15 protein-coding genes and 1 tRNA gene are annotated in these 12,740 nt (G+C 66.6%); 5 read left to right on the top strand and 11 right to left on the bottom strand.

Features of this window, described 5'->3' with window-relative positions; all coding sequences use genetic code 11:
- The first annotated feature begins 5 nt into the window (after positions 1 to 5).
- The 3 genes from cysS (at position 6) to AC5L38_RS38920 (ending at position 2,540) form a co-directional block, all read left to right on the top strand.
- Entirely contained in the window at positions 6 to 1,403 is a 1,398-nt protein-coding gene (cysS, locus tag AC5L38_RS38930; RefSeq protein WP_495247830.1) for a cysteine--tRNA ligase, read from the top strand.
- A gap of 23 nt (positions 1,404 to 1,426) precedes the next feature.
- Positions 1,427 to 2,395, top strand: coding sequence for a 23S rRNA (guanosine(2251)-2'-O)-methyltransferase RlmB (gene rlmB, locus AC5L38_RS38925; protein WP_495247829.1), 969 nt, complete (start codon positions 1,427 to 1,429; stop codon positions 2,393 to 2,395).
- A 72-nt stretch (positions 2,396 to 2,467) separates the two neighbouring features.
- Positions 2,468 to 2,540, top strand: a tRNA-Thr gene (locus tag AC5L38_RS38920).
- 52 nt (positions 2,541 to 2,592) lie between these two features.
- Here AC5L38_RS38920 and AC5L38_RS38915 read toward each other — a convergent pair.
- The 11 genes from AC5L38_RS38915 to AC5L38_RS38865 form a co-directional block, all read right to left on the bottom strand.
- Positions 2,593 to 2,769: a hypothetical protein gene (locus tag AC5L38_RS38915; RefSeq protein WP_495247828.1), complete on the bottom strand. Its 177-nt coding sequence runs from the start codon at positions 2,767 to 2,769 to the stop codon at positions 2,593 to 2,595.
- 40 nt (positions 2,770 to 2,809) lie between these two features.
- Entirely contained in the window at positions 2,810 to 3,805 is a 996-nt protein-coding gene (locus AC5L38_RS38910; RefSeq protein WP_495247827.1) for a tyrosine-type recombinase/integrase, read from the bottom strand.
- On the bottom strand, positions 3,805 to 4,059 hold the full coding sequence (locus AC5L38_RS38905; RefSeq protein WP_495247826.1) for an excisionase family DNA-binding protein: 255 nt from the start codon (positions 4,057 to 4,059) through the stop codon (positions 3,805 to 3,807). Before AC5L38_RS38905 ends, AC5L38_RS38910 begins: the two co-directional genes overlap by 1 nt.
- Positions 4,056 to 5,807 carry a replication initiator gene (locus AC5L38_RS38900; protein ID WP_495247825.1) on the bottom strand — a complete coding sequence of 584 codons (1,752 nt, stop codon included), beginning with the start codon at positions 5,805 to 5,807 and terminating at the stop codon, positions 4,056 to 4,058. The genes AC5L38_RS38905 and AC5L38_RS38900 overlap by 4 nt, the downstream gene beginning before the upstream one ends.
- Positions 5,804 to 5,998 carry a hypothetical protein gene (locus AC5L38_RS38895; protein WP_495247824.1) on the bottom strand — a complete coding sequence of 65 codons (195 nt, stop codon included), beginning with the start codon at positions 5,996 to 5,998 and terminating at the stop codon, positions 5,804 to 5,806. Before AC5L38_RS38895 ends, AC5L38_RS38900 begins: the two co-directional genes overlap by 4 nt.
- Positions 5,998 to 7,443, bottom strand: a complete 1,446-nt coding sequence (locus AC5L38_RS38890; protein WP_495247823.1) for an FtsK/SpoIIIE domain-containing protein — start codon at positions 7,441 to 7,443, stop codon at positions 5,998 to 6,000. The genes AC5L38_RS38895 and AC5L38_RS38890 overlap by 1 nt, the downstream gene beginning before the upstream one ends.
- Positions 7,444 to 7,529: 86 nt before the next feature.
- Entirely contained in the window at positions 7,530 to 7,850 is a 321-nt protein-coding gene (locus tag AC5L38_RS38885; RefSeq protein WP_495247822.1) for a 4a-hydroxytetrahydrobiopterin dehydratase family protein, read from the bottom strand.
- Complete coding sequence (locus AC5L38_RS38880; protein WP_495247821.1) at positions 7,847 to 8,272, bottom strand: plasmid replication, integration and excision activator; 426 nt, start codon at positions 8,270 to 8,272, stop codon at positions 7,847 to 7,849. Before AC5L38_RS38880 ends, AC5L38_RS38885 begins: the two co-directional genes overlap by 4 nt.
- Positions 8,273 to 8,391: 119 nt before the next feature.
- Positions 8,392 to 9,126, bottom strand: coding sequence for a GntR family transcriptional regulator (locus AC5L38_RS38875; RefSeq protein WP_495247820.1), 735 nt, complete (start codon positions 9,124 to 9,126; stop codon positions 8,392 to 8,394).
- 421 nt (positions 9,127 to 9,547) lie between these two features.
- The gene (locus AC5L38_RS38870; protein WP_495247819.1) at positions 9,548 to 9,907 is read right to left on the bottom strand and encodes a hypothetical protein; all 360 of its coding nucleotides are present in this window, start codon (positions 9,905 to 9,907) and stop codon (positions 9,548 to 9,550) included.
- Positions 9,908 to 10,205: 298 nt separating this feature from the next.
- Positions 10,206 to 10,991, bottom strand: coding sequence for a GntR family transcriptional regulator (locus AC5L38_RS38865; protein WP_495247818.1), 786 nt, complete (start codon positions 10,989 to 10,991; stop codon positions 10,206 to 10,208).
- Positions 10,992 to 11,064: 73 nt separating this feature from the next.
- Here AC5L38_RS38865 and AC5L38_RS38860 point away from each other — a divergent pair, with 73 nt between their 5' ends.
- A complete protein-coding gene (locus AC5L38_RS38860; protein WP_495247817.1) occupies positions 11,065 to 11,538 on the top strand; it encodes an NUDIX hydrolase in 474 nt (157 codons plus the stop codon).
- Positions 11,539 to 11,720: 182 nt separating this feature from the next.
- Complete coding sequence (locus tag AC5L38_RS38855) at positions 11,721 to 12,215, top strand: hypothetical protein (protein ID WP_495247816.1); 495 nt, start codon at positions 11,721 to 11,723, stop codon at positions 12,213 to 12,215.
- Positions 12,216 to 12,740 lie beyond the last annotated feature (525 nt).

Below are 12,740 nucleotides of genomic sequence, written 5' to 3'. Positions count from 1 at the left end.
CCTTCGTGAGCCTGCAGCTATACGACACCAGCGTACGCGCCGTCCGCGAATTCGTCCCGGTCGAACCCGGCCGGGCCTCGATCTACCTGTGTGGTGCCACCGTGCAGGCTCCCCCGCACATCGGGCACATCCGCTCGGGCGTCAACTTCGACGTGCTCCGCCGCTGGATGATCAGGTCCGGCTACGAGGTGACCTTCTGCCGCAACGTCACCGACATCGACGACAAGATCATCAGAGTCGCCGCTGCGGAGAACGTGCCGTGGTTCGCCGTCGCCGAGCGCAACCAGAGGGCGTTCACCTGGGCCTACGAGGTGCTGGGCTGCCTGCCCCCGACCGTCGAGCCCCGGGCCACCGGCCACGTGCCCGAGATGATCGAGCTGATGGACCGGCTGATCGCCGCCGGGTACGCCTACGCCTCCGAGGGCGACGTCTACTTCGACGTCATGGCCTACGCCGACCGGTACGGCTCGCTGTCCAACCAGAAGCTCCAGAACATGCGGGCCGCCGGTGACACCGACACCGACACCTGCAAGCGCGACCCGCGCGACTTCGCGCTCTGGAAGGGCGAGAAGCCCGGGGAGCCGACCTGGCCGACCCCGTGGGGCCGGGGGCGCCCCGGCTGGCACCTGGAGTGCTCGGCCATGGCGACCAAGTATCTCGGGTCCACCTTCGACATCCACGGCGGTGGCGTCGACCTGATCTTCCCGCACCACGAGAACGAGCTGACCCAGTCCCAGGCGGCCGGCGACGGCTTCGCCCGCTACTGGATGCACAACGGCATGCTCAAGATCGGCGCGGAGAAGATGAGCAAGTCGCTCGGCAACTCCCTGCTGGTCCCCGAGGTCACCAAGAAGGTCCGCCCGGTCGAGCTCCGCTACTACCTGGCGGCCCCGCACTACCGTTCGTCGATCGAATACTCCGAGGAGGCGCTGTTCGAGGCCGCCTCGGCCTACCAGCGCATCGAGGGCTTCGTCACCCGCGCGGCCGAGGTCATCCACGACGTCGACGCGCACGCGCCGCTTCCCCAGGCCTTCTCCGACGCCCTCGACGACGACCTGGGCACCCCCCAGGCGCTCGCCGTGGTGCACGAGGTGGTCCGCGAGGGCAACGTCGCGCTGGCCCAGGGCAACAAGGAGCAGGTGGCCAGGCTGCTCGCCGAGACGCAGAACATGCTCGACGTCCTCGGCCTCGACCCGCGCTCGGAGCAGTGGCGCTCCTCGGGCGGCGAGACCGGCATGCGGGCGACCGTCGACGCGCTGGTCGCCGTGGCGCTGGAACAGCGGCAGGCGGCGCGGGCGCGCAAGGACTTCTCGGCGGCCGACAGCATCCGTGACCAGCTTTCCCACGCGGGCATCCACGTCGAGGACACCCCCCAGGGCCCACGCTGGGAACTCTCGCGGTGAAACCAGGCCGTACGCTATAGACCATGGCTGGTGGGGGTAAAGGGTCCGGGCGACCCGCGAAGAAGAAGAGTCCGACCAAGGGCACGGGCGGCAACGTCCGTCGTGGCCTTGAGGGCAGGGGAGCCACCCCGCCGGCGCATCTGCGGCACTGGCACAAGGACAAGGCGCGCACCGAGCGGATCGAGCGCGAGGAGAAGACCGGCAGGTCCTCCTCCCCGCGCACCCCGGTCCGCACCCGGCGGAGCGACGACGCGCCCGAGCACATCGGCGGGCGCAACCCCGTCGTCGAGGCGCTGCGGGCCGGGGTTCCGGCCAGCACGCTCTACGTGGCCCTGCGGATCGACAACGACGACCGCGTCAAGGAGTCGGTCCGCATCGCCGCCGACCGGGGCATCGCGATGCTGGAGGTCGGCAGGGAGAAGCTCGACCGCCTCACCGAGGGCGGGATCCACCAGGGCATCGCCCTGCAGATCCCGGCGTACGACTACGCCCACCCCGACGACCTGGTCCGCACGGCCCAGGACGCCGCGGAGGTCCCGCTGATCGTCGCTCTCGACAGCGTCACCGACCCCCGCAACCTGGGCGCCATCGCCCGCTCGGCCACCGCCTTCGGCGCTCACGGCCTGGTCATCCCCTCCCGCCGCTCGGCGGGGGTCACCGGCGGGGCCTGGAAGACCTCGGCGGGCACGCTGGCCAACCTGCCGGTCGCCCGCGCCGCCAACCTCACCGCCACCCTGCGCGAGTACCGCGAGGCGGGCCTGTTCGTGATCGGCCTCGACGGCGAGGGCACGGTCGACATCGGCGAGGCCAACCTCCTCGACGGCCCGCTGGTCGTCGTCGTGGGATCCGAGGGCAAGGGCCTGTCCCGCCTGGTCCGCGAGGCCTGTGACCTGGTCGTCCGCATCCCGATGCACGCCGCGGCCGAGTCGCTCAACGCCGGGGTCGCCGCCGGCATCGCCCTCTACGAGGTCGCCCGCCACCGCCGTTCCTAACGGTTCGCAATCGGCAGGGCATACCTCGGTGACGTACGGGGAGTGAGCCGACTACACTCGTCTGGCGACCGTGCCGACGTAGCTCAATCGGCAGAGCAACAGTCTTGTAAACTGTAGGTCAGGGGTTCGATTCCCCTCGTCGGCTCGCATGTGAAAGGCCAGGTCAACCGATATCGGTTGACCTGGCCTTTCGCCGTTCAGGGAAACTTTATGATCTTCCGTGCCCGTTGCATGCCCGATGGCTTCTCGTGCCCGCCTGCCCGAGCCCGCTTGAACGCCTTCCCGAGCGCCTTGGCGATGACCTTGTCCCGGTCCTGGCTGGCGTGCTGGTAGATCAACGCCGCCCGCGTCGAGGAGTGCCCCATCCGGGACATCAACTCCTTGAGGCTCGCCCCGGTCGAGGCCGCCAGGGTGTTACCGATGTGGCGGAGATCGTGGAAGTGGAGGCCAGGGAGCCCCCACAGCCTTGCGGGTCCTGTCCCACGTCCGGCGGAACCCGGAGTGCTTCAACGGCCCGCCGTTGGGACCGGTGAACACGCGCCCGTACTCTCCCGGCTCGGCGAACATCTCCAGATGCACCCGCAGCTCAGGAATGATCTCCGGAGGGATGGAGACTACACGCCGACCGGCTCGCGACTTGGGGGAGTCGTCCAGCACCTTCCCACCGCCGATCTCGACCAGGGCGCCGGCGACCCGAAGCACTCCCGCATCGAGATCGAGATGTGTACGGCGGAGCCCGACCAGTTCGCCCCACCGCAGGCTCGCGAAGGTCCCCAGGAGCACGAGCGCCCGGTATCGCTCCGGGACCGTCGTCACGATCTCCACGACCTTGGCCAGCGGGATCATCTCCCGTTCCGGAGTGTCAGGCATGCCGGCGCCCTTGATCCGGCATGGGTTCTTGCGGATCAACTCGTCGTTCACCGCCGTGCCCATGATCGACTTGAGAAGCTGGTAAGCCTTGGCCACGGTGGACTGCCCGACGACGCCGAGCCGTTCCTTGCGCCAGCGCCGCACGTCGGCTTCCTTGATGTCGGCGAGGCAGCGGTTGCCGAAAGCCGGAGCGAGGTGGTTCTTGAGCAGGCCCCGGTACAGCAGCTCCGTCCGGTGCTTGAGCACCCGATCATCGATCCACTCGGCGGCATATGCCCCGAAGGTCACCTTGCCGCCCTCCGGACTCATCCAGTCACCACGCTGGATCTCGGCCTCTTTCAGGACGAGCCACCGGTCCGCGTCCTTCTTGGTGGCGAAGGTCTCCGGTGCAGGGCGATCCACGCCGTCAGGCCCCGCGTAGCGAGCCTGGAACCGCCCGGAGGGGAGTTTCCGTACCCGTCCGAAGCGTCGCTTAGAGGGCTTCCTGGCCCGTGACGGCCGGGGGTTTTCTTCCGGGGTGGCCAGAGCGGTCTTAGCCATTACGCGGCCCTCCTGCGGCGTGTTGTGGTGATCGGTTCGACCAGCCCCGCAGCGATGAACGCCTCTAGCGCCGCTTCGGGGATGCGGACGTTACGGCCGACGTGAATGAAGGCGATCCGTCGTTCTTCGATCAGGCGACGGGGGAAGCGGGAGGTGGTGTTGAGCCGTTCGGCGGCCTCTTCGACGGTGAGCAGTCGGCCCCGTGCGAGTTCCGGGAGGAGCGAGACGGGCTCTTGTCTGGTCTTCCTGGTCATGCCGCCACCCCCAGGGCCGGAGTTGCCGAAAGATCTGGAACAGGGAGGCCGTCTGCTCTGGCCTGGAGTTCGGTCAGGCGTGCTTTGGTGCGATGGCGGTCGGCGACCCCGCGCAGCAGCCGTTTGGCCAGTGGGGTGCGGTTGGGATCCTTGGAGGAGACCGGCCGCCACACGTAGCGGTGAGAGTCGGTCACGGTGTCATCGGGCAGGCCGAGCATGTCGAGGACCCAGGCCCGGCGGTCGGCCTTGTGCTCCCGGAGGGTCTTGTTCGACCACTTGCGCGAGACCAGCACGCGACGGCCCGCGTAGCCGAGGTGTTCAGCCTTGTGCGCCTTGCCCTTGCACCGGCCCGGCAGCATGCCCGCTTTAGCCCCCTTGGGCTGCACGCCGTAGCGCAGCCAGTTCGGGCACGTGGCCGAGCACGGTTCGTAGCGCAGAGCCTCAACCATCCGAGTCGCGTGGTCACGACGCGCGGGGTTCTCGGTGGCGGGGTCGTCGGGGTCGAGGGGGTCGCCCAGGCTCTTGGTCAGGTACTTGGTGAGGTAGCCGATGCGCTTGTGCGCGTCCGGCGATCCGGCGACGAGGCCCTGAACATCGACCTGAGCGCCGAAGCGCACCACGTGCAGCGGTTCGGCCTCCTCGTCCTGGTCGAGCTGGTCGAGTGCCTCGTCCCAGGTAGGCAGCAGTTCCCCAGTGGCGGGGTCGAGGTAGTCGCCTGCCTGTCCGTCCGGGTAGGTGGCGCCGTCGCCCAGGTCAGCCCGAGGCGCCCACACGGGCAGGTGGTCCCCGTCGAAGCGGACCTCAGTGACCGATGGCCACCACACCTGATGGTAGGTCGCCGCAGCGATGGCCTTGATCTCCGCACGCGGCATGGTCCCGCGGATTGCCATGTGCAGATGCGGCGCGAGCCGCTTCTGAGGTTCGACGGTGGCGAAGTACTGCACGTCATAGCCCGCCACCCGGCGCAGATTCTGCACGAAGCGGTCGACGAGCTTGGAGAAGTGCAGCGCATCGCGAGCAGCCGCCGCGTAGTCATACGTGCTCGGATCGACTGGCACGCCCAAACCGGAACGGATCTTGCCGTAGGAGGGCAGGGTGAGGGTGACGAACAGCGACGGCCGGTAGACCCTGCCATCGGGGGCGATGAAGGTCCGGCCGAGGGTGGTGTCCTGCTTGGCCCGCTTGGGCAGATCCGGCGCATCCTGACGACGCCTCGTCGAGCGGGAGCGCTTGGGAGCAGCGCGACCACCCAGGACGTTGCCCCGCATCCCAGCGGCGTTGATCTCCGCATCAATACCCGCGATGGCCTCGTCCCAGTCGGCGACCTCTTCGCCGTTCCTCTCGGCCTCGTCCCGCTTGGCTTCCACGTCGGCCCGGAACTCGATCAGCCATTTCTGGTCATCGGTGGAGGGGTGCGGTTCGGCGACGGGTTCGTGGTCGAGGTGCCAGCCTTCCCGGCACTGTGCCCGGCGGAGCTGCTGGTTGCGTTTGGCGCACGGCGGGCACTTGGCTTCCTGCGTGGTGCCGCAGGGGATGTCGAACGGTTCGCTCTGGCCGGTGTGGGTGTCCAGGCGTCGCATCTCGATGGGGCGGATGCACACGCCGTTGAGCTTGGCGACCTCGATGGCCACGTCCAGGGCGACGGGCAGGGTGTCGCGCACCAGGCGGGGAAGGGTGCGATCAGCGCCGTTCGGCGGGGTGTCAGTCGAAGGGGTGTCGGTCGGGGGGATAGCGAGGGTGTCGGTCACATGGCCCCCTTCGGGTCGACGAGATCGGCGCAGATCCGGTAGGCGTCGCGGTAGGGGTATTTGCGCAGCCGCGCGGAGTCGAGGTCGACGATCACCGTCACCTCGGCGAGGTCGGAGCCGTCAACGGTGTGCAACCGCCGGAAGGGAAGGCCCGCGATCTGGGCCGGGGTGGCGTGCAGGATGAGGCGCATCAGGCCACCCCCTCCATCTCGATCGGCAGCGTGTCGCCGGCCATCAGCGCCGCCATGTCTCTGATGTCGGCATCGGAGACGTAGGCCGCGCGGACCCGGATCGGATCGGGTGAGGTCTCCAAGCGGACGTAGGCGACGCCCGCGCCCTGCTCGGGGATCGGGGAGATGTGATCGGCCAGCGCTCCCCTGTCGCGGGCGCCGTCGCCGAGAACCATGTCCACCTGCTCGGACTCGTCGAGGCGGAGTGCGATCTTGTCGGGGAAGAGGTTGCGGATGTTCATGACCTCCTTGCGCGGGTCCTGGAGGGCGGCCATCACGCCGAACCCGACCGCGCGACCTTGCGTGGTGAGCGTCGCCAGCGCAGCGGAGATGCGGAGCTTGAGGCCCTTGTCGGACTGGTAGGCGGTCAGGAACGCGACCTCGTCGACGAGCACCAGGACGAACGGGTCATCGAGGGTGGGGGTGTGGGAGCGCTGGAGCCCGGCGTAGCGATCGGCCCGCTCCTGCATGATCTTCACGGCTGCCTCCAGCAGATCCGCGCACGCGGCCGGATCGGCGGCGTAGCGGTCGGTGAAGATCTCGCGTCCGTAGGACAGTTCCATCCGTTTGGGATCCAGCGCCCACACCTCAGCGATTCCTGCCCGGATCGCCGGGAGTAGGCCACGGATGGCCGACCACAGGAACGAGCCCTTGCCCGCGCCGGTTGCCCCCGCGATCAGCACATGTGTGCCGTGGACCTTGAGCAAGTACGGACGACTGTCCTCACATGTGCCGATCTCGACCGGCCCCACCGAGGCAGTCGCCGGGAGGGGAATGGCTGGCAGAGGGACGGCCAGCGGGTCACGCCGGGGGAAGGTCAGCTGGAGACGACCGGCCCGCACGATGGCCACCCGGCAGGAGGAGGCGCCGAAGCCGTGGGCCAAGTGCTCGATGCGGTCGGACCAGTCCTTGACCGATTGGCCGCTGATCATCTTCACCGTGACCACGTCGGCCCAGGAGGTACAGCGGATGCGGACGAGGTGGGGCAGGTAGTCGCGGCCCTGGAGGTGACGGCCGAGACCGGAGATGATCATTACTGGTTGCCAGTGACGGCGGTAGATCCACACCAGCCGCCACCAGGCCAGCAGGCGCCAGCCGACCCAGCGCAGGAACGAGGCGCGATCCAGCAGCGCCCAGAGCGTCAGGTTCAAGACGAGCACGGCGAGCGGGGTGACGGAGAATTCCCAGCTGTACAGGAGGCCGAGCACGGCGGGAACGGCGAGCAGGGTCACGATGACCGGGTGACGCCAGACGAGGCGGACGAGTCCGGCCAGCAGACGCCACAGGAAGATCGTGATGGTGAGGATGGCCGGGGTACGGACCACGGCCGGGCGAAATACGATGGCGGTGTCAGGGGTCGTCGTGACGAGGGTGCGTGCCTCGTCACCGGGCAGTTTTTTGAACATTAGGCTGGAGCCTCTTCCTTGAGTTCGCGTGAGAGGGAGAACCGAGGGGCCGCCGGAATGCCAGTTCCAGCGGCCCCGCTTGCATGTCAGGCAGCGACCTCGTCCAGGCCGGGCAGCATCGGGGTAGCCGCCTGGTCGGTGTAGAGCTGTTCGCAGTCGGCGAGGTAGCGCGCGGCGGCGTTGGCGATCTTGCGGGCGAGGTTCACGTCCCGCTCGGTGACCGGTCCGGCGCCGGTGGTGGAGACCGTCACGTGTGCCTCACGGGAGGACAGGGTCAGGGAGGGGCGGTCGCGCCCACCTCCCAGCGCCATGACCGACACGTCCGGCGTGTAGAAGGAGACGTCGAGTCGGGTGCCGTCCTCATCGACCGACAGCGAGGCGCGGGTGTAGGGGATGTGCTCGCTCATGCCGCCATCTCCTTACCGGCCGAAGCCTTGGTCGCGCCCGAGCCGGACCGGGGAGCGCGCATCGCGGTTGCCCGCAGGGACCAGGCCAGACGGCCGGTCTTCTCGGCGACGTAGGCGGTAGCGGTCATGCCGTCGAACTCGACCGGGACGAACGGCATGTTGGGCAGCGGGGGCGGGGGAACCGGCTGGACCGGGGACAGGATCTTGACCGCGACCGTTTTCTGGGTGGCCTTGAGGGTGGGGTCGGCGTCCATGACGGCGACCTGCCAGACGAGTTCGCCGGTGCTCTTGTCTTTGGCGTAGACGGTGCGTCCGCCGGTGGAGGCGGTGAAGTCCTTGACCTGCTCGACCTCGCCGACGATGTAGCAGCCGTGCGGGAAGACCTGGTCGAAGCTGACGGGGATGGGGCCTTGGATGGCCATGATGTGTTCTCCTGTTGTCTAGTTGCTCTGTCGCTAACTCGTACTGTCGAGTTGAAGCTAATTGATGAACGGATACTCGACAAGACGAGTTTCCGTCCAGATGTGTGTCCTGCATCACACTACAGAGTGTAGGTGTCTTCCAGCTCGTGAAGCGTCCCCGGTAGGGCAACCTCGATGACCATGACCTGACGATTTCCGGCGAAAACCCGAGCCGTCACCCCCATGACCGCCGCCGTCTTGCCTATCCCCAACAGCTTGATCTCATCGGCCATAGGGTGACGAGCCGCCAAGCGCTCGATGACGTGATCCAGCCGCAGGCTCTTAACCGCCTGCACATGCTGGCGAATGCCCACCGTCAACGGCAGCGCCTTGCCCAGGTCGGTCCCCTCGGCCAGCTCGATCGGACACCAGAAGGTGACCAACTCGCACGGCTCGCCACCATCGCTCAGCAAGACCCGGCGCATCATGATCGGCGCCCCGGTGGGCAGAGCCAACGTCGCTGCGATGTTCGCCGGGGCCGGCCGGGCTCCCGCCTCCAGTACCGCAGCGCCTTGATTGGCTTCCGCGCGGTCCAAGACGGCACGGCCTGGCCGGGAGAAGTCCTCCTCAGCCAGCGGGGGCGCCATCTTCACATACGAGCCCTTGCCGTGCTCCCGGTCGATGAAGCCCCGCAGCTGCAACACCTGGAGTGCTCGCACCACGGTAGGACGGCTGACCGCGAACTCCCGGATCAGCTGTGTCTCCGAGGGCAGCAGGGAACCGGGCGGATAGGTGCCGTCCGTGATCTTCTGTCGGATCTGCGCAACGATCTGGGCGTACTTGGGAGGCGCGTACTCCTCGCCGGAAACAGACATATTAATAACCCAACTACTCGACTTGTCGTCAGCATAGATGACTTCCGAGTTGCAAAGCGAGCACTCTCTTGCAGGTGAGGAGTGTGGTGGTGCGAGACCTCCGGTGCCCTCCGCAACCAGTCACCGCACCACCACACTCGTCTACCGAGCCCGCCCAGCCAGCAACGCCGACCAGACGGCCCGAGCTTCGGTGATCCTCCACGGATGGGTGTCATGGATCTGATGATCGCCATCGCGTCGAACGGTCCGCCTGATGAACCCCTGGCCGGCGCCAACACGGAGTTCGTAGATCGTGGCCCGACACCCGCACGTCCACGACTCTGGTTGCGCCCGCCCCAAAGCCCCGTTCGGCTTCCGCCACTCAAGGCGCGCATGATCACGCTGTGCCAGAAGCACATGCGGACTGATTCCAAGGCACTCATCAGACAGGGTGAGCACGATGAGCCCCCGCCCTCGTAGCGAGCAGCGGATGAGTCTTTTGAAGATCGGCGCAGCGTAGCGCCACCCGCCGTGCGACACGTTCGAGTTCATCCGCCGCATGCCAGGCATACACCGCCTGCCCGCGCCTGGCGTCCCAGCCTCCCGTGCGCCACCAGAAGATCAGACCATCGGACCAGACGGTCAATCCCGTCCAGACCGACACCACGGCCAGCCCGTAACCATCATTGATATCGGCATCAATGCCGCAGTGCTCCAACTCCGCTTTCAGGGACTCCGCCGCCCTCGTCGGGGAACAGGTGTTGCCGAGGACCAGCCGCCCCGCAGGCAGTAGGGGACTCATGCGCCGGTCCGCATCAGCGACGCCGGATTGACCTTCTGTCCCTGACACAGCGAGCAGTCATCCCGGACACGAATGAAAGCGAGGGCCGCCCCCGGTAGGCCGCCGATCAGGCCGCGTCGCTGGCTGACGTACTTCCACCCTTTGCCGCCGCATGAGATGCATGGTTGCTCCGTCACGCCGTGCGACCTCCTCAGCTCAATGCCTTACGCCTAATCGACCAGCCTCCAATAGACGTCTGCTCGACTAGAGGAGTAGTGTGTAAGACATTTATGACTCCTCTAGAGGAGTACGTCAAGTCCTACCGCGCAGGCAACTCGTACGAGAGCACGTAAGCATCGCTGGACATCACCGTGTCGCACACCTCCACCGCGCGGCCATCGGTGGCATACGCCGTACGGACCAGGTGAAACACCGGAACACCCGGCGCCAGCTTCAGCGCCCGCACCTCATCACGCAGCGGCATCCGCGAACGGATCTCCTCCACGAAGTGATCCAGCCGAAACCCCAACTCCTCCAGCCGGGCGTAGATCCCACCCGGACCACTGTCCGGCTGCGCGATTTGCGTATCCCGCGCGATCTGTGTCGGGATGTACGACACCGCTGTCTCCACCGGCTGACCGTTGATCAAATACCGGCGTGAGCGCCGGATCACGTGATCCTCCGAAGAGATCCCGAGCTTCTCAGCCACCTCCGCCGCCGCCCGCTCCTCGGTGATCTCGATGGAGTCGACGGACGGCTTGCCGCCGGCCCCTTCGGTCTCCGCGATGAACGCCGCCTTGCCCTGCTCGCGATGACGACGGGCGAACCGATCGGAGGCCAGCCGCCGCACCGGAGGATGTGAGCGGACGAAGACGCCGCGTCCGTGCTCGGCCACGGTCAAGCCCTCACTCTGGAGGACCTGGAGCGCGTTGCGGATGGTCATCCGCGCGACGCCGTAATGTTGCATCAGCTGAGCTTCCGAGGGCACCTTGTCACCTTCGGCCAGGACGCCCTGCTCGATCGCCTGCCTGATGTGATCGGCGATCTGCCGAAAGACAGCCCGATCGCTGGTCGGGTCCAAACCCGGCAACGGCAGCTCGGCCACGACCAACTCCTCAACTCGTACATACGTGTACCGCAGCTTGAGAATAGCGATCAGCAGCCCCGGAGGACATCCGATGGATCACCACCACCCGCAGCATTCCGTCAGCGTGGCAGGCGTGATCATCGACGACCAAGGCCGAGCACTCCTCACCCAGCGCAGAGACAACGACCACTGGGAAGCACCCGGCGGAGTCCTCGAACGCGACGAGGACATCACCACCGGCCTCCTCCGAGAGATCCACGAAGAGACCGGCTTGCACGTCGAGCCCGTCACCCTCACCGGCGTCTACAAGAACATGACACGCGGCATCGTCGCTCTCGTCTTCCGCTGCAAGGTCGTCAGCGGCCAGCTCACCGAAACCGACGAAGCCCGCGCCTTCCGCTGGGTCACCGCGGACGAGGTCTCATCACTCGCATCCGAGGCATTCGCGATCCGCGTCCTGGACGCCATGCACCAGGACCAAGCGCCAGCCGTACGCCAGCACGACGGGACCCGCCTGATCAAAGGCCGAGAACATGTCGTCGAATCACTGCGAAAGCATGAATAATCGCTGGTCATACTGATGGGCATCTCGATCCGTGTGACCTACACAGCAAGCATTCCGGGCATCATCCTGTTCACCGAGCTAGGGTCCTTCGCATGGCTACCCCCTCAGCCGTGGATCTCCAGCATCAGGTACCCCGCAGGAGCCAGCGGTGGCGATTGGCGCTTATCCTCGGCCCCGTTACAGTGAGCGCCGTTCTGACGCTCTTCGCTGCGGCTTATCCCGGCGGTAACTATCTCCTGACTCTTTTCGCCATCCCCGCATGGCTCTTGTCCGGCCTCATATGGATCTCGCTTCTCATAACGCGAGGTAGCAGCTACAGGCGCAGCCCATGGATCTTCGCGACGCCACTCATCGGGTTACTCACACTCACCCTGGCGAACTCCGTGCTTCCGATGCGGGCAGCTTTCTTGATCTCCGAACCCGCTCTCACCAGCTACGCGCAGTCGCTACCTGAGCAGGAGCGTTCGTCATTTAGGCAGGAGCGCGTCGGTCTGTTCACCATCGATACGGCGCAGCGCTGGAAGGGGGTCACGCATCTTGGTGTCGCCAATGCGGGCGGAATGCTCATCAAGTGCGGATTCGCTCATGTGCCGGATGGGCGTGTGGAGAATCTCGGCGTGTCCTCGTTCGATCATTTGACTGGCGACTGGTATGCGACCTGCACCGACTACGACTGAGGCGCTGGACGCAGCGTCGCATCATAATCACTGCCGAATTGTTCTTGTGGGTATCAAGCGGCGGCGCGCCGCGCCGCCGTATCCGGCCCTCTGCCGCCCGCCGTCCGGGCGTGCGGCGTGGGCGCCGGTCCCGGCCGGCGGCGACCCGGGCCGTCCACCGACCCGCGTGTCCGCCATACCCAACGCACTCGCCGACCACCGCCCCGCCGCCGCCACGAAGTTGCCCTGCTCCCATCCTGTACCGATATCAAAGACATGGCTTACCATCGCTCGTCATGACCAATGATGCGAGGCATGTTGGGAACGACTCTCTGCGTACATCGGACGACACCTCCGTTGGGTTTTTCACGTTTCTGAGTCTTGGTTCACTCGCTTTAGTCGCCGCGGCCTACCTGGCTCTTACCTACTCCTCAGAGCGCTACATCTTCATGGCGATAGCTTTCGGAATTGTCCATCCCCTGAAAGTGTGGAGACTCGGTTATGCGGCGATGGTCCTTTGAGACCTCGCCTTAGTGGCTGTTCGCG

The organism is Streptosporangium nanhuense, assembly GCF_059358815.1.
Note: the sequence above shows the minus strand (reverse complement) of the source record. Positions and strands in the feature narration are given on the sequence as shown.